This is a genomic window from Paenibacillus sp. DS2015 (genome assembly GCF_050433705.1).
Lineage (GTDB): Bacteria > Bacillota > Bacilli > Paenibacillales > Paenibacillaceae > Paenibacillus_AQ.
The window spans coordinates 167,696-186,689 of the sequence record NZ_JBNPWS010000007.1 but is presented as its reverse complement, the minus strand read 5'-3'; the positions used below and the strand labels follow the sequence as shown (position 1 = coordinate 186,689).

20 protein-coding genes and 2 pseudogenes are annotated in these 18,994 nt (G+C 41.0%); 17 read left to right on the top strand and 5 right to left on the bottom strand.

Features of this window, described 5'->3' with window-relative positions; genetic code table 11:
* Positions 1-322 precede the first annotated feature (322 nt).
* The 3 genes from J2T13_RS09245 to J2T13_RS09235 all read left to right on the top strand — a co-directional run bounded on the left by J2T13_RS09245 (position 323) and on the right by J2T13_RS09235 (position 1,656).
* Positions 323-538 carry a hypothetical protein gene (locus tag J2T13_RS09245; protein ID WP_429370499.1) on the top strand — a complete coding sequence of 72 codons (216 nt, stop codon included), beginning with the start codon at positions 323-325 and terminating at the stop codon, positions 536-538.
* The gene (locus tag J2T13_RS09240; protein WP_429370498.1) at positions 535-939 is read left to right on the top strand and encodes a hypothetical protein; all 405 of its coding nucleotides are present in this window, start codon (positions 535-537) and stop codon (positions 937-939) included. The genes J2T13_RS09245 and J2T13_RS09240 overlap by 4 nt, the downstream gene beginning before the upstream one ends.
* A gap of 180 nt (positions 940-1,119) precedes the next feature.
* On the top strand, positions 1,120-1,656 hold the full coding sequence (locus J2T13_RS09235) for a hypothetical protein (RefSeq protein ID WP_429370496.1): 537 nt from the start codon (positions 1,120-1,122) through the stop codon (positions 1,654-1,656).
* 157 nt (positions 1,657-1,813) lie between these two features.
* Here the strand turns inward: J2T13_RS09235 and J2T13_RS09230 are convergent.
* Positions 1,814-2,053 (bottom strand): annotated as a pseudogene (locus J2T13_RS09230) (ABC transporter substrate-binding protein); the annotation flags it as partial.
* On the opposite strand from J2T13_RS09230, the pseudogene J2T13_RS09225 reads away from it, so the two are divergent.
* The 3 genes and pseudogenes from J2T13_RS09225 to J2T13_RS09215 form a co-directional block, all read left to right on the top strand.
* Positions 2,049-2,522 (top strand): annotated as a pseudogene (locus tag J2T13_RS09225) (substrate-binding domain-containing protein); the annotation flags it as partial. The pseudogenes J2T13_RS09230 and J2T13_RS09225 sit on opposite strands and share 5 nt — an antisense overlap.
* A gap of 133 nt (positions 2,523-2,655) precedes the next feature.
* Positions 2,656-3,225 (top strand): GNAT family N-acetyltransferase, encoded by a 570-nt coding sequence (locus tag J2T13_RS09220; RefSeq protein ID WP_429370494.1) that lies wholly within the window; start codon positions 2,656-2,658, stop codon positions 3,223-3,225.
* Between the two features lie 57 nt (positions 3,226-3,282).
* Positions 3,283-4,359, top strand: a complete 1,077-nt coding sequence (locus J2T13_RS09215) for an LLM class flavin-dependent oxidoreductase (protein ID WP_429370492.1) — start codon at positions 3,283-3,285, stop codon at positions 4,357-4,359.
* A gap of 81 nt (positions 4,360-4,440) precedes the next feature.
* Here the strand turns inward: J2T13_RS09215 and J2T13_RS09210 are convergent, their stop codons facing one another.
* From J2T13_RS09210 to J2T13_RS09200, 3 genes are all read right to left on the bottom strand, one after another.
* Complete coding sequence (locus tag J2T13_RS09210) at positions 4,441-5,037, bottom strand: DUF1989 domain-containing protein (protein ID WP_429370517.1); 597 nt, start codon at positions 5,035-5,037, stop codon at positions 4,441-4,443.
* Between the two features lie 128 nt (positions 5,038-5,165).
* The gene (locus tag J2T13_RS09205) at positions 5,166-5,918 is read right to left on the bottom strand and encodes a YqcI/YcgG family protein (RefSeq protein WP_429370490.1); all 753 of its coding nucleotides are present in this window, start codon (positions 5,916-5,918) and stop codon (positions 5,166-5,168) included.
* Positions 5,919-6,086: 168 nt separating this feature from the next.
* Positions 6,087-6,761: an S-layer homology domain-containing protein gene (locus J2T13_RS09200; protein WP_429370488.1), complete on the bottom strand. Its 675-nt coding sequence runs from the start codon at positions 6,759-6,761 to the stop codon at positions 6,087-6,089.
* A gap of 455 nt (positions 6,762-7,216) precedes the next feature.
* Here J2T13_RS09200 and J2T13_RS09195 point away from each other — a divergent pair, with 455 nt between their 5' ends.
* From J2T13_RS09195 to J2T13_RS09155, 9 genes are all read left to right on the top strand, one after another.
* A complete protein-coding gene (locus J2T13_RS09195) occupies positions 7,217-7,426 on the top strand; it encodes a hypothetical protein (RefSeq protein WP_429370486.1) in 210 nt (69 codons plus the stop codon).
* 190 nt (positions 7,427-7,616) lie between these two features.
* A complete protein-coding gene (locus tag J2T13_RS09190) occupies positions 7,617-8,720 on the top strand; it encodes a hypothetical protein (RefSeq protein WP_429370484.1) in 1,104 nt (367 codons plus the stop codon).
* 315 nt (positions 8,721-9,035) lie between these two features.
* The gene (locus J2T13_RS09185) at positions 9,036-9,518 is read left to right on the top strand and encodes an RrF2 family transcriptional regulator (RefSeq protein ID WP_429370482.1); all 483 of its coding nucleotides are present in this window, start codon (positions 9,036-9,038) and stop codon (positions 9,516-9,518) included.
* 51 nt (positions 9,519-9,569) lie between these two features.
* The gene (locus J2T13_RS09180) at positions 9,570-10,562 is read left to right on the top strand and encodes an LLM class flavin-dependent oxidoreductase (RefSeq protein WP_429370480.1); all 993 of its coding nucleotides are present in this window, start codon (positions 9,570-9,572) and stop codon (positions 10,560-10,562) included.
* A 76-nt stretch (positions 10,563-10,638) separates the two neighbouring features.
* Positions 10,639-10,869, top strand: coding sequence for a DUF896 domain-containing protein (locus J2T13_RS09175; protein WP_429370478.1), 231 nt, complete (start codon positions 10,639-10,641; stop codon positions 10,867-10,869).
* A gap of 45 nt (positions 10,870-10,914) precedes the next feature.
* Positions 10,915-11,943 carry an LLM class flavin-dependent oxidoreductase gene (locus tag J2T13_RS09170; protein WP_429370515.1) on the top strand — a complete coding sequence of 343 codons (1,029 nt, stop codon included), beginning with the start codon at positions 10,915-10,917 and terminating at the stop codon, positions 11,941-11,943.
* Between the two features lie 81 nt (positions 11,944-12,024).
* Complete coding sequence (locus J2T13_RS09165; protein WP_429370476.1) at positions 12,025-12,468, top strand: MarR family winged helix-turn-helix transcriptional regulator; 444 nt, start codon at positions 12,025-12,027, stop codon at positions 12,466-12,468.
* A gap of 88 nt (positions 12,469-12,556) precedes the next feature.
* Positions 12,557-13,615, top strand: a complete 1,059-nt coding sequence (locus J2T13_RS09160) for an LLM class flavin-dependent oxidoreductase (RefSeq protein WP_429370475.1) — start codon at positions 12,557-12,559, stop codon at positions 13,613-13,615.
* 153 nt (positions 13,616-13,768) lie between these two features.
* Complete coding sequence (locus tag J2T13_RS09155; protein WP_429370473.1) at positions 13,769-15,481, top strand: alpha-keto acid decarboxylase family protein; 1,713 nt, start codon at positions 13,769-13,771, stop codon at positions 15,479-15,481.
* A gap of 219 nt (positions 15,482-15,700) precedes the next feature.
* Here J2T13_RS09155 and J2T13_RS09150 read toward each other — a convergent pair whose 3' ends face one another.
* Positions 15,701-16,342: a hypothetical protein gene (locus J2T13_RS09150; protein WP_429370472.1), complete on the bottom strand. Its 642-nt coding sequence runs from the start codon at positions 16,340-16,342 to the stop codon at positions 15,701-15,703.
* Between the two features lie 262 nt (positions 16,343-16,604).
* On the opposite strand from J2T13_RS09150, the gene J2T13_RS09145 reads away from it, so the two are divergent.
* Together J2T13_RS09145 and J2T13_RS09140 are read left to right on the top strand one after the other, a co-directional pair.
* Complete coding sequence (locus tag J2T13_RS09145; RefSeq protein ID WP_429370470.1) at positions 16,605-17,030, top strand: CHRD domain-containing protein; 426 nt, start codon at positions 16,605-16,607, stop codon at positions 17,028-17,030.
* A 437-nt stretch (positions 17,031-17,467) separates the two neighbouring features.
* Positions 17,468-18,934 carry an alkaline phosphatase family protein gene (locus J2T13_RS09140; RefSeq protein ID WP_429370468.1) on the top strand — a complete coding sequence of 489 codons (1,467 nt, stop codon included), beginning with the start codon at positions 17,468-17,470 and terminating at the stop codon, positions 18,932-18,934.
* The last annotated feature ends 60 nt before the right edge of the window (positions 18,935-18,994 follow it).

Below are 18,994 nucleotides of genomic sequence, written 5' to 3'. Positions count from 1 at the left end.
TGTTCTTTTGTCCATAATCCCATGTGTGCTCCCCAACCTTCCTATATATCTATTTTAATAGATTTGGGAGTTTACACAATCTATTTTACAGACTCAAAAATATAATGGAAATACATTAGTTTCGGTCGCACCCATCAATCTAAATAATTACTATTTCTCGCCAAACAACGTACTTGAATTGACGTCCGATGGCGAATTATATCAAATAATTTGTTACAAAGATGAATTATAAATTGTTAAAAAGAGTTTTGTATCTTCGATAAATTTTAAATCTAATATAGCACAAATTAAGCAAGAAGCTCTTCGTGATACTCATGCAGAGTTGAGCCTAATAGGTATCGCTTCTACTGCACCTAATAGCAGATCAACTACTCAGGCAAATGCGAATTCAATGTCTGCACTTACTTGGACTTATAATTCTACGAATAAATCTAATCCAAGTCCATCGAATATCACAATACCTGATTACTTAGTTGGCGTAGCCACGCCCTTGAGTCAAACTGGTATTCCGTATAGTTGGGGAGGAACGACGGATTGACGACTCATTCGTCATCTAGTTGGACAAACTTCAAAGATGCCATCAGCAAAGGTAAATTTGCAGGCAATGTCAATACATCTACTTCGGGATATCAATCGGGAACCGCTGGCCTAGATTGCTCGGGCTTTGTTGGGGGAGCGGCAGGTTTCACTGCAAAATTGGGCACATATGATTTGGCAAGTTCTACGTATACCGCTACCATTGCCCCGTCTTCTATTCAAATTTACGATATCTATGTGAAAGCAGGTGACCATGTTCTATTCTACACGGGAGATGCTGGTACAACCATCAGTACCCGAGAAGCAACGACAACCGGTGATGATAAAGCAAAGGCTTATTCAAGAACTAAATCCTTCTTATCAAGTCAAGGTTACTCACTTCGCCGATTCAACGGATTTTAATATAATAATATATAAAATAATTTCCCTGCGCGCAATCTGACGAAAGCTAGTTTAAAGCTCTCCGATTGCGTTTTGTTGAAATTGTCGTGGTTTTATAATGTTTATTAAAAAAGTCGCCATTCTTCCCAAAAAGAAGCATATATTTTATGTAACCTAAAAATAAAATTGTGGAGGTACCAAGTGAGAAAAGGGAAAAAAATCCTGTTGCCATTGCTCTTCCTTATTTTTAGTTCTATGATTATCTCTGCCTGTTCTGTTTCCTCAGCAAACAATTCACAATCTTCTATTAAAAACAAGATAACTCGAACAGAATTCATTAATGAAAAAGTTAGTTATTACACACATCACACTTTCAGGTTTGTTGAAAAGCTTGATGTCACCAACAAGGACAATCAAACGCGGATTTCTGTTTCCTTAATTCCAGAAGTGGGGTCATTCCCCATTAAAGAAGATATTTATCGTTCACTTGCCGATTATGCTTGGAGTATAAATCAATTTTTTCCTGAAATATCTAGTTATGATTTCAAAATCTTATGGGACGATAAAAGCAAAAAGGAAGCCATTCATGCCACGATTGATATTAATGGTGTAAAGAATTTGAATGAAAATTATAATAACATAATTTTAGATCATAATAATAAATTAGACCATTCATATAAGACTATTTTCACTAAAACTGTGGAATCTGATTTTGCTGAAAAATGGTTGAAAGAGTGATGCTTTGACCTTAAACTACGTGGTTAGAGGCGAATGACTTTTACATGCTCATGTGGATCGATTGATTTGATGTTCTGCCCAAAAAATATAAATAAATAACAATAACCTGCCAGAGTCCCTGGCAGGTTATTGTTATCCAACCTCTAATAAATCACAGTCCGAAATACGTCAACTCTTCATGGGCGTTCTTCAGTGTGCCATAAGGAATGATAATAGTTGGAGCAATTTTACTAAGCTGTTCATAGCTATCTGCAACTCCCTTAAGTGCATCTTTGAAATAATAATTCTTAAGGGTCAACCCAGGTGTACCGACCGGAATCATATCGAGTGCAATTAAGCTTCCTAGATACTCCTCAGCGACAATTCGTTTGGGATGAACGGGAACCTCAATATTTCCCGAAGTGAAAATTATACTGAAACCGGGTCTATGTCTTGAGTTACTTGATAAGGTTTGCGCAGGTGAGCTTGATCTAGCATTCTTGCTTCAGCCTGAAATCGAAGATAAGGTTATCCATGTGGAGACGATTGTTCATACGGAAGCGGGTTGTACCTATCGTATGTTATTCGAACAGTATTTAAACAGCCAGGGTGTATTTCCAGATCCGAGCTTAGAGTTCTGGAATATAGAGGCGATCAAGCAATGTGTGATGGCTGGACTTGGTATATCCTTCTTACCTTTGGTTACCGTGCAAGACGAATTAAATGAAGGGAAATTAAGTAAGCTTGTGTGGAATGATGAGAATCAGCGGGTAGCAACCCAGATTGCCTATCATACAAAGAAGTGGCAGTCTCCAGCACTGAGTGAATTTATTTCTGTTGTCCAAAAACATGCGATAGCATGGCGTAAGTCAACCCATACAGACTAAGATGGATGGGTTCATGTTTTTTCGATGGATCGATAGATAAAATCTATTAGCATCTTGGAAAAGACGGTGATAAAGTTAATTCATATTAATTACATGCGAATAATGTTACTATCAAATAATAGAGGTGGAGCAAATGACTGAAATTTATCGATTAGCCACAGTTGAGGACGCTGAAAGACTACAATATATTACGTATGAGGCTTATGTAACGATTCGGGAGCTAGGGCTTAAATGGCCAGCAGGGAATGCGGATGTTGCGCTTATTCAAGAAAATGTGACCACGAATGAGTGCTATGTACTAGAGATTGATGGAGAGATCAAGGCTACAGTAACACTTTCGAAGAAAGATAATATTAAGTTTGTTACGGATCTGCCATTCATTATGTGGTTTGCGGTAGATCCTTTATATCAAGGAACGGGCATCGGGATGAAACTACTGAATTGGGTGGAGGAGAAGATTATCCGTGATAAGCTAGGGGCTCCTGCGCTTACGCTAGCTACTGCAGAGAAGCACCCGTGGCTTCTACCCATGTACGAGCGGAGAGGATATAAGCGACTCAAGGCTTTTGACTCAGGGAATGGGGATGGTACGATGCACCTTCTGAAGAAGGTAGTTAACCCTGAATTACATGAAGTGTATTTGCAAGAAAAAGAAAGAGAAAATCAAGAGGAACACGATACCGCAGACAGTATCGGTAACTAGATTTGCTGTGATTAGGGAAATAATGTCGCGCTATTCTTCGAGAGGGGCTTACGTAAGATGAAGTTTGCTTTGTTTAGCCTTATGATGAATCTTCCCAACGCTGTGACCGGTGAAGCATGGACGACACAGGAGAAATTTCAGAATGTGCTGAAACAGGCTACGCTTGCGGAAGAACTTGGATTTGCAGCCTTTGGGATTGGGGAGAGGCATGGGGAGCCCTTTCTGTCCTCATCACCAGCAGTGATCTTAACCGCAATTGCGGCCAGAACCTCGAGAATTCGCTTATTAACTACGGTGACCGTATTAAGTGTACTCGATCCAGTTCGAGTTGCGGAAGATTATGCGACACTAGATCATCTCTCCGCCGGTCGGCTCGAGTTAATTATTGGGAAGGGTAATGATCCACGGCACTATCCATTATTCGGAATTACAGAAGAGGAGCAGTGGGAGTCTCTTGCTGAGCGATATGCATTACTGAAACGTCTTTGGAATGAGGAGAATGTGACTTGGAAGGGTAAATATCGGACGCCTCTAGATAACGTCACGACCCAACCGAGACCCTTTCAACAACCCATTCCCGTATGGCATGGTAGTGCGTCTAGTACGTTATCTACTGAACTAGCAGCGAAATACGGTGAACCTATATTCTCATCTAATACTTTTCATCCACAAGCTAAGTATAAAGCATTAATCGACCACTACCGTGAGCGTTTAGCTTATTATGGTCATAACCCTGATCAAGCAGTCGTGGGTTCAGGTGCAAGCAGTTTGTATCTAGCGAACACAACAGAGGAAGCGGTCAAGCGTTTTCGGCCCTACTATGATGCCTTTCATGCTACAGCTGCAGCGCAACATAACCAATCCCCCTTCAAGGATCTTGAAGACAATATCGAGAACGGTCCAGTATTGATCGGTAGTGCGGACCGTGTCATTGAGAAAATACTTGATTACCATAAAGCATACGGTAATCAAGTCCTTAGTATCTGTGTAGATGGACTATCGGAGGCAGAACAAGTGGAGCAAATCCATAGATTTGCCACGGATATTGTTCCCGTGCTCCGACGAGAAGTTCCAAGTACAGTATGGGATAGAAAGCAGACTATACCTGCAAACAAGCCTGTGTTATTCCCATAGGACATGTTAGACCTCATTTGAAGCGAATATCCCTAGTCAACCCTCATTCGTATCTTTTATAGATTACGGAATGGGGGTTTCTTATGTACTACTTATAATCTCCACTTTGATCGGCGTACAATGAGTGCCGTTACAATCACTTTCTTTGCATGGACAAGCCGATATCGCTATAATAAGGTCCATTTCCGCACGTAACGAAATGAAGTCCCCCGGTTGAGACAGAGGTGCTTTCACTTCGATCTGCCCTTGGCTATCGATGACTGTATTCATAAAGATGTTAAAAGGATAGTGTTGGTGCGGTGGCTGGATGCCGAACTCAGCAAGCGCGACGTTTAAATTATGATAACAGCTTGCATGCTCCGGTTGCTGGTATAGGAAGCCGTACATTTCAGGTCGGCAAGCTGAGTTCATGAAATCATGTCGACCAACGTTGTCTTCCATGACAGTGAGTAGAGGACTATAAACGTTGGAATATAGGATATCGTTAGGTTTAACATGGATGGTGCGTAATACATCCATTGTGACAGTTGGGTCTAAGCGTTCCGAAGTGTTGTCGGTCACAATGGCCACAAAATCAGCCACTTGCTTGCCCTCAACATCGATGACCTTTACTATTTGTCCCCGCTTCAGTCTAAAGCTGCGACCTTTTTCCGCGGGGATGACAATCGTTTGAATCATTTGCTCCTGTGTCATGACGTTCCTCCTAATGTAATCTGTATAACCATGTGTTACTTCATTTAGTTTGGGTTAACTATTATGGACTTATTCAGATCATATAGGGATGAAACGCTCAACCACCTGCTTATTTAGTGTTTTGAGCCGGGTTTCAACTGTGAGAAGGGGCACTTCGAGGGAACTTCATTATTATCACGTAAGAAATACTGCTTCCACTCGAGATTATCCTTCTGACCATACCAATTCAGAGAAGGATGTGCGGGGATACCATCATATTCTAGTAGCCGACTTCGTATAGCCTTCTTCATTTTTTGTCCAAAGACGGTAGAATCATTGATGTCTTCAAAGACCCACCGCGGTTGAAAAGCCAATAGAAAGTATGAGAAATATCTACTTTTGCGCGTCTGATGAGATGGCGTAGCACAAAACGTAAAATAGGGATTTCCATCAAAACAAAATTCCCATGAGGGGTCAGAGGGATCGCGAGAAATGTCTTTGGGCCATTCTTTGACATCGTAATGACTAACATGACTTAATAAATCCCAAAAAAGTTCTTCGTAATCTTGTACAGAATACTCATGTAACAGGGTAGAGGGGGGATTCGAGAAGACTACGAAGGATGCAAATTTACCTGTTTCTCTTGAATGTTGACCATAGGTCTTTAACATTACAGCAAGCTCTTGTATGGACTGCTGTGAACTAAGATCTTCAATAAATCCAAATCGTAAATGATCTGCTAGGAAACCTTGTCTTCCAGGAATGCATGGATACATATTAGAGTCGTCGTTAATCATGGTTCCGAATTCTATGAAGGCCCGTTGTTGCCATTCTGATAATGTCAGAAGATGCTCATCCAGCCAGCTTTTTGTATAGAGTAAGGTCATATTGAGTTAAAACCCCCTTCATCCGTTAGATGATATGTGTATGATGGGGAGGGGAACTAGGTGAATGTACTGGATGTATCGGAGGATGCAGATTGTTATAATAACAAAGGAGTCTCTAGAACGATTAAGTTCTAGAGACTCCTTTGTCGATATTAGATAAGGTCTTTCTTAGGATGATGGAACGTTTTGACCCGGATGGGCATTCAGATATTCTAGTGCATTGTACGTGATGATCGCTGCGTCCGCACGAGATATTTCTGTTGTGGGATGGAAATTCCCTTGCTCGTCAAGATCGGCAATCCCTAGTGCAACTGCAATTTGGATCGTACCCGAATAGCGTATATCTAGATCAGCTTTGTCTGTTATATCGACTGGGTTAATTCGGATTAATGGAAGGTTACTTTCCTTCTCTAAACCATGAATGACGTATGATGTGAATTCTTCTCGGGTTAATTTATGTGCAGGATCGATATCAGCACTAAGGTCAACACCGTTATGATATGCAATAATAAAAGCATCTGTATACCATGCATTATCCTGAACTTTGGTGAATAAATCGGTTGCCTGTGGAACTACACTGAAATCAATAGCAGCAAGGCTTAGCTGGAAGCTATTCACGATCATTTGAATACCCTGTGCAGATGTTAGGGTCGCATTTGGTTGAAATTCATGATCATTCATTCCTCTGACAAATCCATTATTATATAACGTTTCTATTTGATCTTTTCCTTGGATATGATCCAAATCCGTAAAATGACCACTTGCTGCTGAACTTTGTCCTGTTAAAGATAGTGCGAGAATCGTGGCGATGGCAAGAGTCGTAAATTTATGCTGAGTTCTCATAGTATCCTCCTTCATTAATGTATATTTCGTTGTCTTTCTAACCTTCTAGACGAGATGATGGAAAAAAGGTTGCACTTCATCATTGTGTCATGTAACAGCACACAATTTCGATAAAAATTTACATAAATTAGTCATCCAATTAACATTGATGTGGATTTAATAGGTTATAGATTGGATTGTTAGATGTAACATAGATTCATATTATAAAAAAACATCATATGAAAAATTCACAATAGAAAGTTCAAAAAATGATATACACTTCTAGAGACTAATAATTAACAGTTACTACTAGGTATCTATATACAGCTCATCGAAAAACAGGAATTATACTATATCTAAGCCTCACCAAGGAATTTTACAGAAAAAAGTGCCAATGCTATCATGATACTAACTTTTTACCCCACCGAAGGCGAGTTGATCTTATAACAGAGGCATGTGAAGGGAGTTATGATAAATTGCTTGCCATTCAATTGTATTACAAGATTCATCGAGAAGTGACCCGAAATGCACAAACAACAGTGTTACACGAACGATCGATGTACTTATATGAACATAAAGTTAAAACGCAATATCGAGAGTTCCCTATCGATGAAGTATTTGATATGTCTTATCGTAAAATGGGAGATTCGGAAGGATTCCTATATTTACATGAGTGGTCTGAATAGGATATACCCAGATATTAGATTGTTAACTTCAATGTCGAATAAAATGCTGATTTTGGTTAATCAAATAATGAACAAGACATATAGGTGTCAAGTTAGGTATGATACGATCTTATAAGTACAGACTCAAGCGCAAGGTATGGCGAAATGCCAGCATCGTTGAGCTAGAATAGTCAACAGAAGGAGATAGACCATGGGAGAACCTTTAAAATTAATGTACAACGAGGCATTTCTTCGCAGTTTCGGTGAGAAAATACATACCGTTTACGGTACTTTCGATAGGGAAGGCTTCATCGCTACAGTAATGGATGACAAGTGGGATGGACTTGAACTTAAAGCTCGAATGAGACAGATCACAACAATACTTGGAGCATATCTTCCACCTCGATATGAAGCGGCATTGGATGTGTTGTTCGCGATCGATGAGACTTGTGTCGGATTCCCGTATTTGATCTTCCCAGATTTCGTAGAGGTATTTGGTCAGGGAGAAGAACATTGGGCACTTTCGATGAAAGCGCTAGAGCGTTTCACTCAAAGGTCATCGGCGGAATTTGCTGTAAGACCCTTTCTTCTGCGTGACCCTGAGCGGATGATGAGTGAAATGTTAGTATGGGCACAGCATCCCGATGAGCATGTTCGTCGTCTTGCAAGTGAAGGTTGCCGCCCCCGTCTACCGTGGGGACAAGCACTCCCGATGTTCAAGCGTGATCCCGCTCCAATCCTTCCTATTCTTGAAAGGCTAAAGGCAGACCCATCGCTTTATGTACGTAAGAGTGTTGCCAATAATCTAAACGATATTGTGAAGGATCATCCTTCCGTCGTGATCGATATCGCTCGCCGCTGGAAAGGGCTGGATCCACACACCGACTGGATCGTACGACACGGTTGTCGAACCTTAATCCGCCAAGCTAATCCAGAGATCATGTCGTTATTCGGTTATGCTGAACCCGCTGCAGGTACTCTGTCATTAACTACGCATGCTTCACTATCGGCTGAGCCCAATGTAGTCTCTATTGGCGGTGCAAGTGAGTTAAAGTATGAGCTTCATATCCAAGAGGGCGAACCGGTACACATTCGGATCGAATACGGAATAGACTTCGTGAAGGCAAGGGGACAGACATCCCGTAAATCATTCTTATTATCAGACAAAACAGTGACTGGTGGTGCGCGACTTAACGGCATTCGGACACACAGTTGGCGAGAGTTGACCACACGGCGTCATTATCCTGGTGAGCACCGGATTTCATTGCTAGTGAATGGGCGTGAAGTGGCTTATGTGATGGTGGATCTCACGTGATACGCATAGCCTGATATATGTCCGCCTGTGAAACACCCTAATTGATTTATTCCTCAGAGTGCTATGTTTGATATAACACATATCTGGTTCCGATAGATCTAAAAAAGTGGTCAACCGTCTGTAAGGAGCGGTTGACCACTTTTTTTGCCCTGAGCAACTTGAAAGGGAGAATAGTTAGTATAGTTTACATTTATTAAAATCTAATATATCATGTAATAACATGGACATTATTTATCCGCTTTAATCATGGTTAATATAATCTCAAAATTTAAATGCTATTCTCATACCATACAGAAGCTACTGGAGGTGACTTAAATGCATATGAAAACAGGCGTTGAGCAATCGGTTTATGCCATTCTTTTACTGAATATGTTGCCTGACAAGGCTGTATTACCCGGAGAAGCAATTAGTCAACAGTTAGGTGCTTCCGCAACGTATTTTCAAAAGCTGTTAAGAAAGTTAGTAAGTGCGGACTTAATTACATCAGTTCCAGGCGTAAAAGGTGGGTTTAAATTAAAGAAAAAACCGAATGATATTCGGATCTATGATATATATCTTGCTATAGAAGGACAGCAGACGCTGTATTCTTCAAGTGGAATTTTAAACGATATGCTTGAGTTGAAAAAAGAAGATCAATGTTGTTTGTTAACAGATTTAATGGAAGAGGCTGAATCCTCATGGAAATCTGTACTAAAGAGGGAAACGGTCGCATCATACTCTGATGAGATCCATAAAGATCGTTTTAAAACGAAGATGGAATCTTTACAAACATGGATAAACGAGAAAATGGTCTTATAGAGAAACAAACTCACGTTGGGTTGAAATAGGTAGAGAAGGGAAGTTGAGCATATGAAATTAAGTGTATTGGATCAAGCACCTGTTACAATCGGGAATACCGCAGAGGGTGCATTAAAAAAAGCGGTAGGATTAGCTGTATTGGCAGATGAATTAGGCTACACTCGAATGTGGATGGCAGAACATCATGGGGCCAATTCATTCGCAAGTTCAGCTCCAGAAGTGACAGCAGCTCATATAGCTGCCAAAACTAAAAGTATTCGTTTGGGTACGGGGGGAGTGATGATGATGCATTATTCCCCATTGAAACTTGCCGAAGTGTTTAAGACCCTAAGTGCTCTTTCACCTGGCCGGATAGATTTTGGTGTGGGTCGAGCTCCGGGAGGGGATACCCACGCGATGTATGCGTTATCTGAAGGACGGCAACTCATGGTGAACGACATGTATACTAAATTTAATACTGCCTTAAAGCTGATCAACGATGAAGTACCCGAAGATGACTTGTACAATAAAACGATCGCGATCCCATCCCACATCGTTTTACCAGAGGCTTGGTTATTAGGTTCGAGTGGTAATAGCGCCCTGAAAGCAGCGGAGATGGGCGTGGGATATTCGTTCGCACAGTTTTTCAATGGAGCAATGACCCATGACATTCTAGATCACTACAGAAAGAATTTTCAACCTTCAACCTTTATGGACAAACCTGAAATTAATGTGACTTACATGGTGACAACCGCTAAAACCAGAGAAGAAGCTGAATTCGAGGCACTTCCACAAGATCTATTTCGTTTAATGATGGTGAAGGGGCAGATCAGACAATTACTAACACCTGAAGAAGCTCAGAATGTTCCGTTGACCGAAATGGATCGCATGACGATAAAAGAAAATCGTAAAATACATCTAGTAGGTGCAGTGAAAGATGTTGCATCCTTGTTACAACAAGAACAAGAGCAATATGGATTTGATGAAGCTATGATTTGCAGCATTCCACATTCGCAAGAGAAACGATTAGAAGTTTATCGTCTATTGGCGCGGGAACTGTTGTAGTCCTAGCTGTTGGAACGATAAGAACGAACTAAGTTAAGGATACATTCACAAATATAACAAAGAATGAGGGAATTACATGATTACAAGCATACCGCGTATAAATGAATTAGCGAAAAAAAAGCGTGAAGTAGGACTAAGCCTTGCTGAGAAGGTTGAGCAACAAACATTACGAGAAGACTACTTACGTGAAATACGAGGGCAAGTTTTGAATACCTTCTCGGGCTTGACGGTTCTTGATCCGCTGGGAAATGACGTGACACCTGACAAACTCCGTAACGAGAAAGATAAGTCATCCGACAAGGATTAAGCAGATCAGAGGAACTACCCTAATATTACGAAGAGAAAGAAGTGGATATCATTGGATTCTAAGCATGTAAAAAAACTGAATGAAATCCCTTATTCCGTATTGGATTTGGCTGCGATTACCAGGGGTGGATCACCTACTGAATCTTTTAAAAATACGTTGAGTTTAGCTCAACATGCAGAAGATTGGGGCTATCGTCGTTATTGGCTTGCTGAACATCATAATATGCCTGGGATCGCCAGTTCAGCGACTTCCGTTGTTATCGGTTATGTAGCTGGGGGAACAAAAACAATTCGCGTTGGTTCTGGTGGAATTATGCTACCTAATCATGCATCACTCGTCATTGCAGAGCAATTCGGTACACTTGAAGCTATGTATCCGGGACGTATCGATCTGGGATTAGGACGTGCCCCGGGTAGTGATCAATTTACAGCAATGGCTCTTCGTCGTGATCATCGAAGTAATGGACAGGAGTTTCCGGAACAGTTAGAGCAGTTGATGATTTATTTAGATGAGGATTCTAACAACAATCGCGTCAGAGCTATTCCTGGGGAAGGATCAGAGGTCCCGATCTGGCTTTTGGGATCCAGTGGTTTCAGTGCTGCTTTGGCTGCTAAATTAGGGTTGCCTTTTTCCTTTGCGAGCCATTTCTCTGCAGATTATACACTACCAGCACTTGCAAGTTACCGTGACCACTTTCAACCATCGAAAGTATTGGACAAACCTTATGCTATGGTGGGAGTAAATGTCTATGCTGCGGATACTACGGAGGAGGCGAAGAGGCTAGCAACCTCACATCAACAACAATTTTTAGGCCTAATTCGTAACAAACCGGATCAACTGGCTCCACCCGTGGATTCCATGGAGGGCATTTGGACAGAACACGAGCAAATAATTCTTTCGAACCAAATGAAATCATCAATTATAGGGAACCCAGATGAAGTGAAAGTACAGCTTCAGGCTTTTCTGGATGAGACTCAAGCAGATGAAATGATTATTAATTCCATGATCTATGATCAAAAGGCTCGACTTCGTTCCTATGAAATTGTAGCTGAGCTGACGGGGATGAAGAATTAGCCTGGAGAACTCCTATTTATATTTGCTATTTTATAAATTGAGTAGTAAAGTGATGATAAGGTTAACAGGGGGCGAAACGAAATGCGTGAACATACGATGGGCTCGATAATCTGGTTACGTCTAATGCGCTTTACGAACCAAAGCAACCAGATGTCGAATGAATTTTTAAAACGTTTTAATCTAACGGTTGCTCAATTTGATGTTCTTGCGCAAATTCGCATTTATCAGCCGCTTTCACAAATGGAGTTATCTGAAAAGGCGACAGTTACGCAAGGTGGTATTTCTCGTATGCTCGTACGTCTTGAAAAAGAAGACTATATTGTCCGCAAGCAAGACTGGAAAACGAAGACGATTAGTCTCACCGCGAAGGCCGAATCTATTTTAGAACAAGCGGTACCTGAACAGTTGACCTTTCAAACATCATTTTTTGACGACGTATTAAACCAAGAAGAACAAAAAACACTATATGCATTGCTCACACGTGTTCATAAACATAGCGAAAAGAAAAAATTACCGCCTGTGTAATTTTTTTTTGCACTATCACTTGATTAGTCAAATTATAAATCAAAGTAATAACGATGCATCTAGATTAAATATAAGGGAGCGAGTAAACATGGAACAATATCGTATAGATCCAAGAAAGGGAATGGAATTTGGTTTATATTCGATTGGAGATCATTTACCTAATCCGCATACAGGCTCTATGACAAGCCCTGAGCGACGTATGCAAGAACTAATTGAGGCAAGTAAGCTAGCGGATGAAGCAGGAATTGATGTATTTGCTATCGGCGAAAGTCATCAGACGCATTTCACAACACAGGCACATACGGTCATTTTAGGTGCAATCGCTCAGGCTACAAACAATATTAAAATCGCTAGCTCCGCAACGGTGTTAAGTACATCCGATCCTGTTCGTGTGTATGAGGATTTCGCCACAATAGATTTGATATCTAAAGGTCGAGCTGAAATTGTTGCTGGGAGAGGTTCACGCGTAGGAGCTTATAGTTTACTAGGGTTTGATGTACATGATTATGAAGAATTATTTGAAGAAAAGATGGAACTACTGCTGAAGTTAAATAACGAGCCGATCGTAACATGGGCAGGCCAATTCCGCGCACCGTTACAACATGCATCCATTCTGCCACAGCCTCTACATGGTCATATGCCCATTTGGCGTGCAGTAGGTGGTCCCCCTGCTAGTGCCATTAAGGCTGGAAATGCCGGTGTACCGATGATGCTGACAACGCTCGGGGGGCCTGCTATCAACTTTAAGGTCTCGGCTGATTCGTATCGTGAGGCAGCAGAGCAAAGTGGTTTTGATCCAGCAGCTCTCCCCATTGCAACAACGAGTTTATTTTATGCAGCAGAAAATTCACAGGATGCACTAAGTGAGTATTATCCTCATCTTGATACGGGGATGCAGGCACTACGTGGCGGTGGCTATCCTCAACAACAATTTGCACAATCTACAGATTATCGTGATGCGTTAATGGTCGGCAGCCCGCAACAATTGATTGAAAAAATGCTCTATCAATACGAATTATTTGGTCAACAGCGCTTTATGGCCCAAATCGATTTCGGTGGTGTACCCTTCGATAAGATCATGAAAAATATTGAGCTGATTGCAACAGTAATTATGCCAGCGATCAAGAAACATACAGCAATAAAATAAGAAGTGGTTTGGATGAAAGTTAAGGCTTAATCGCTGACTACAGTCCTTCTTTATAGTCATCTAATGCCTTGATCAGCAACTGAATAACCTTTCCATGATAGGGTAATGTTATACATATCATAACCCTATGACTGGATAAGGAGAGAATTATATATGAACAATAATATTGTAAATGATTATGCTGGTCAGATGGGACACAAGCTGCAGAAGTCGTTAGGACATTTCTTATTTGATTGCCTGAAGCAGGAGGGTATAACTGAAGTTTTTGGCGTGCCTGGTGATTATAATTTCACTTTACTTGATTGTCTTGAGAGATACGATGGCATCCAGTTCATAAATGGACGGAATGAATTGAATTCAGGATATGCTGCAGATGCCTATGCTAGAATCAAGGGGATATCAGTACTCATAACGACGTATGGTGTAGGGGAAATGAGCGCATGTAATGCGATTGCTGGCGCTAACAGCGAAAATGTCCCCATTATTCACATCGTAGGTTCACCTCCTGATAAAGATCAAAAAGAAAATAAGTTCATGCATCATACCTTGATGGATGGGAATTTCGATGTGTTCCGTAAAGTATATGAGCCCATCACAGCTTACACCGTTGTTCTTACGCCTGAAAATGCTGAGATTGAGATACCAGCTGCCATTCGTATTGCACATCAGAGGAAGAAACCGGTGTATTTGGTAGTGGCCGATGATCTGGTCATGAAACCAGTCCTAGCCCATAATCAAGTTACCTCACCCCAACCCAAATCAAATCCCAGAACACTACAGGCAGCATTGGACCATGCACAGCATCTGCTGAGCCAGTCTCAAAATACGGTTCTATTGGCAGATGTCAAAACCATCCGATTCGGTCTACAGGTATCCGTACGCAAACTGGCTGAGTCTATGAATATACCCGTTGCATCCACTCTATATGGAAAGAGTGCTTTCGATGAAAGCCATCCTTTATTCATTGGAATGTATGGAGGAGCATTTGGTAGTCCAGCAGTTCGCAGTACAGTAGAGAGCGCGGACTGTATCATTGCCGTGGGATTAGTGTCAGCAGACACCAACATGGCCAATTTTACGGCGAAACTGAACCCACTTCAAATGGTGGAAATCCAACCGAATATGGTGAAGGTCGGCGAGGCAGAGTATCCCAATGTGCAAGCAGTAGATATGCTTTTTGCCTTGCAGAATATCGGACACAAGCAGCAAAGTCCGGTGATGAAGGGAACATTTCCTTATGATAAGATGACGGACAAGCCTGACGACTACATCTCAGCAGTATCCTATTATCCTCGCTTTCAGCACATGCTGAAAGAAGGCGATATTGTAATCGCAGAAACGGGTACATTTTATTATGGTATGACTCAGGTCAGACTCCCGCGTGACGTGACATTTATCGCTCAAGGTGGATGGCAGTCCATTGGTTATGCAACACCATCGGCTTACGGTGCTTGCATAGCAGCACCTAACCGCCGCATATTACTCTTTACAGGTGATGGTTCTTTGCAGCTTACTGTTCAGGAGATTAGTTCCATGCTGTATTATGACTGCAAACCGATTATTTTTGTATTAAACAACTACGGGTATACCATCGAGAAATATTTGAATGTGAAGACTGAAGATCAGCAATATAATCAAGTGCCTAATTGGTCTTACACGAAACTAGCAGAGGCCTTCGGGGGCGAAGCCTTCACGGTAACTGTCCGTAGTAATAAAGAACTTGATACTGCAATTTCACGTGCCGAAACCGAATGCAATCACAAGTTATGTCTCATCGAAATGATTGTCAGCGATCCCCTGGATGCACCAGAATATATGCATAATATGCGTAGATATATGGAGCAGCAAGAGAAGCAGCGGAGTTAAAAGTAAGCGAGCGAGAGATGGGCAAAGAAGATTATATAGTGGACAAGTTATTCGCGGTTGAATGATTTAGATAGTAGCTTAAACAAACAAGGTTATTTGATCATTGGTGCGAATCTAGCAGACTAAAGATAGGCAATAACTTAGTTTATACTTGAAAAAAGCCATGAATATGCCGTTTGCGGCATATCCATGGCTTTTATTGTTCAGACACACGACCGCTCAAACCATAGGAAGGCGAGATATGTGAATGATTTTGATCGATTTGTTGTAGACCAGTAGGACGTACACAAGGTCCAATATAAAGATCAGAATATACATAATCGTTAACAAAACGGATTGTGGGAAGAACGAATAGCATAAGATGGAAGCACATAGGGTGCCTATCATTTTGAGATAAGCGATAGTTAAGGATTGACCTAGCAACTCGTGGGTCATTAGCATCTTAATGAAGAGGATGGACATCAACAGATTGATACCAAAGGCGGAATAAACACCCAATGTATCATGAAATTCAACGGCCATTCCATAATGCAGTAGAAATGCTCCGATCAATAAGGAGAAAACAGAAGCATGAAGCGTGTGTTTGGGATATGATTTTTTTGAATAATAGAGAAATTGAAGTAGAATGATGCAATCTAATAGAAACCACACAAAGGTTACGATTTGCTGAAGTGGATGAAACGGCATAAGAAAGGTTAGTAGGAATTCCCAAGTAATATTTGCACATATAGCGGCTAAGGGCATACCGCAGAATTGATCCTTAAACCCTTTATAAATAATGAGAATATAGCCGATAGTCCAAAATAGGGCTATCCCAAACATCAGAAGATATTCTACTTGTAGCGGTAAAAGGTGCTCCATATCGTGGTGATCGCATCCTTCCATAAGATTTGGGACTATCAAGAATAAATAAACTAGCCTGTCTAAGTATATGAAACAAGCAATCCATGTAGACCATTAGGAGAGTAGGCTGTGTCAGTAGACCTTTGGGCTGTTTGTAATAAGTGTCAACAACAGAACAATTGTTCCGTTCATCGATTATAAGCAAGCAAATTCCTTTGATTTATGTCGTGAAAAATACAGGCTAGTAAACAATCAGCATCTCTCTTATTTGAATACAATAATGAAAAGAGAGGAGTGGAAAATCATTAGAAAATTTAGAGCTATCTTAAATGGACGTAACGAGGTACCGCCTGTGAGAACTATTGCTACCGGGAATGCGGTTTTTCATCTTAATGCTAACGGCACTCAACTGAGATTCCGACTTGTCGTCAATAATATCTCCCGGATTACTCAAGCTCATATCCATCTTGGACGTAGGGGGCGAAATGGCCCCGTTGTTGTATTTTTATTCGGACCCAGTAAATTTGGTATTTCAGTAAGACGTGGCGTTGTGACAGGAGTCCTGACCAAGCGTGATCTGGTAGGTCCTTTACAAGGTAAAACTCTCCTTGATTTAGTCCGGGAGATCGACAGAGGTAACACTTACGTTAACGTGCATACCGTGCAGCATCCGAATGGTGAAATTCGGGGCCAAATCAGCAAGTGACCAGCAAGCATCGAGAGAGCTCATCAAAGGGATGGTAGCCATAATGTATGTAAGGAATCGCCCTTTAGTAGACGGGGAGTCCATCCATAAGTTGAGCAACAAATAAAATTGCTAAGTAGCTATACCTACATGTAGCCGACATAACCACCTATGTCGGCTGTTCATACAGCAGGGTATATTCCGATTTATCAAGTTGACACATTATCAGAAGTCGTAATATACAAATTACTTCTGTATGAATGATGTATAAAAGTTGAATTCTGGCACAGCATATACATAATAGGCACATTATAGTCAGGTGGGTGATGTTCATTAATAAGAAAAAAATGAGTTTGTATGTGCTTGTGATCTTGATACTGATCATGGCTTTGGGATGCCAAAGACAGGACTCAGCACATAAAGAACAGGATTTAGTCCGAGTTAAATCCATAAACGGAGTGAATACAAAGAAAGTTATCTTATTGGTGATCGATTCTTTAATGCCGCTAGCCATTGATAAAGGAATAGCGCAAAAAGAACTTCCCACCATACAATATCTGATCGAACATGGTCAATATCATAAGGATCTGGTTAGTTCCTTTCCTACTATGTCCGTGGCGATTGATAGTTCTCTGCTTACAGGAACATATCCGAATGGGCACCACGTGCCTGGTTTGACTTGGTATTCGACGAAAGAAAAGAAACTCATCAATTATGGAACTGGTCCGATGGAGATCATCAAACATGGAGTTGACACGGTATTGGTTGATGCATTAGTCAACTTGAACGGTAGTCACTTAAACCCACAAGTACCAACCCTTTACGAAGACTTGACCCGACGTGGGAAGAAATCGGGTAGTATTAACGGATTGATTTATCGGGGAAACTTTGATCATACGTTATCCATTCCTGCTTGGATTCAGGGTCCTACCTCTTTGCCCAAAAAAATCGCTGTAAAAGGACCCGATTATTTAGCGTTGGGCTCATTATCTGATCCGCTTGATGGTATCCAGAAACTGCCTGATGGTTTAACCCATCGTATGGGTTTAAACAATCAATTTTCCATTGAAACGGTCAATTATTTAGTGAAAGCAAATAAATTACCCGATTTTTTATATGTATATCTACCTGATTTGGATCAAAAGATTCATAAAAATGGTCCTTCGGAACTTAATGGAGTTAAGGAAGTAGATAAACAGCTTCAAACATTACTGCAAAGCTTTGGTTCACCGGAAGAAGCTTTGAAGAAAGCGATATTTATTCTCGTTGGAGATAGTGGGATGACCCCAATTTTATCTGATAAAGATAACCCGGTTATCGATCTGCCTTCTATTTTAAAAGACTATGACGTATTGCGTCAGGGTGAAGCAGTAACGAAGGAAACAGAAGTCGTTCTTGCCGTTAATGAAACGATGGCTTATGTCTATAAACTTAAAGCGGACAAGTTAAAAGACATAGCCAATGTATTAAAAGCTGATCCTCGCGTCGATATTATTTCATGGAAAGAAAAGGAGTGGATATACGCTATTCAAGGTAACTCCTCCAAAGAGATCAGATTCAAGGCGAATGGAAAACTGATCGATCCTTATCAACAAAAATGGCTGATCGAACAAGATGCAGATGTATTGGATTTGAAAATAAATGCTCAGAATCATACATTGAACTATGGTCAGTATCCTGATGCATTGCAAAGGTTAACTGGAGCCTTACATTCTAACCCTGGAGAATTCTTGGTTGTTACTGCAAAGCCGGGTTATGAATTGGCAGACAGAAGCTCGCCCACGCATAAAGGAGGAGGGGGTCATGGAGCTCTAGGACAAGCAGAATCGCTAGTTCCCCTTATCATCAGTGGAACGGATCAGCAGCCCCAATATTTACGGATCATTGATTTAAAATCATTTCTCCTTAAGCTGATAACAATGTAGTCTTTGATCTACAGTAAAAAGAAACTAGTATACTAAATTGATTGGTTATAGATGGGATAA

What these genes read in the sequence shown, in the direction of transcription:
- J2T13_RS09175 (WP_429370478.1), top strand. Translation starts at nt 10,639, where the DNA reads ATGATTACAAGCATACCGCGTATAAATGAATTAGCGAAAAAAAAGCGT.
- J2T13_RS09205 (WP_429370490.1), bottom strand. Translation starts at nt 5,918, where the DNA reads ATGACCTTACTCTATACAAAAAGCTGGCTGGATGAGCATCTTCTGACA.
- J2T13_RS09200 (WP_429370488.1), bottom strand. Translation starts at nt 6,761, where the DNA reads ATGAGAACTCAGCATAAATTTACGACTCTTGCCATCGCCACGATTCTC.
- J2T13_RS09180 (WP_429370480.1), top strand. Translation starts at nt 9,570, where the DNA reads ATGAAATTAAGTGTATTGGATCAAGCACCTGTTACAATCGGGAATACC.
- J2T13_RS09210 (WP_429370517.1), bottom strand. Translation starts at nt 5,037, where the DNA reads ATGATTCAAACGATTGTCATCCCCGCGGAAAAAGGTCGCAGCTTTAGA.
- J2T13_RS09145 (WP_429370470.1), top strand. Translation starts at nt 16,605, where the DNA reads ATGAAAAGAGAGGAGTGGAAAATCATTAGAAAATTTAGAGCTATCTTA.
- J2T13_RS09220 (WP_429370494.1), top strand. Translation starts at nt 2,656, where the DNA reads ATGACTGAAATTTATCGATTAGCCACAGTTGAGGACGCTGAAAGACTA.
- J2T13_RS09160 (WP_429370475.1), top strand. Translation starts at nt 12,557, where the DNA reads ATGGAACAATATCGTATAGATCCAAGAAAGGGAATGGAATTTGGTTTA.
- J2T13_RS09190 (WP_429370484.1), top strand. Translation starts at nt 7,617, where the DNA reads ATGGGAGAACCTTTAAAATTAATGTACAACGAGGCATTTCTTCGCAGT.
- J2T13_RS09165 (WP_429370476.1), top strand. Translation starts at nt 12,025, where the DNA reads ATGCGTGAACATACGATGGGCTCGATAATCTGGTTACGTCTAATGCGC.
- J2T13_RS09185 (WP_429370482.1), top strand. Translation starts at nt 9,036, where the DNA reads ATGCATATGAAAACAGGCGTTGAGCAATCGGTTTATGCCATTCTTTTA.
- J2T13_RS09155 (WP_429370473.1), top strand. Translation starts at nt 13,769, where the DNA reads ATGAACAATAATATTGTAAATGATTATGCTGGTCAGATGGGACACAAG.
- J2T13_RS09150 (WP_429370472.1), bottom strand. Translation starts at nt 16,342, where the DNA reads ATGGAGCACCTTTTACCGCTACAAGTAGAATATCTTCTGATGTTTGGG.
- J2T13_RS09215 (WP_429370492.1), top strand. Translation starts at nt 3,283, where the DNA reads ATGAAGTTTGCTTTGTTTAGCCTTATGATGAATCTTCCCAACGCTGTG.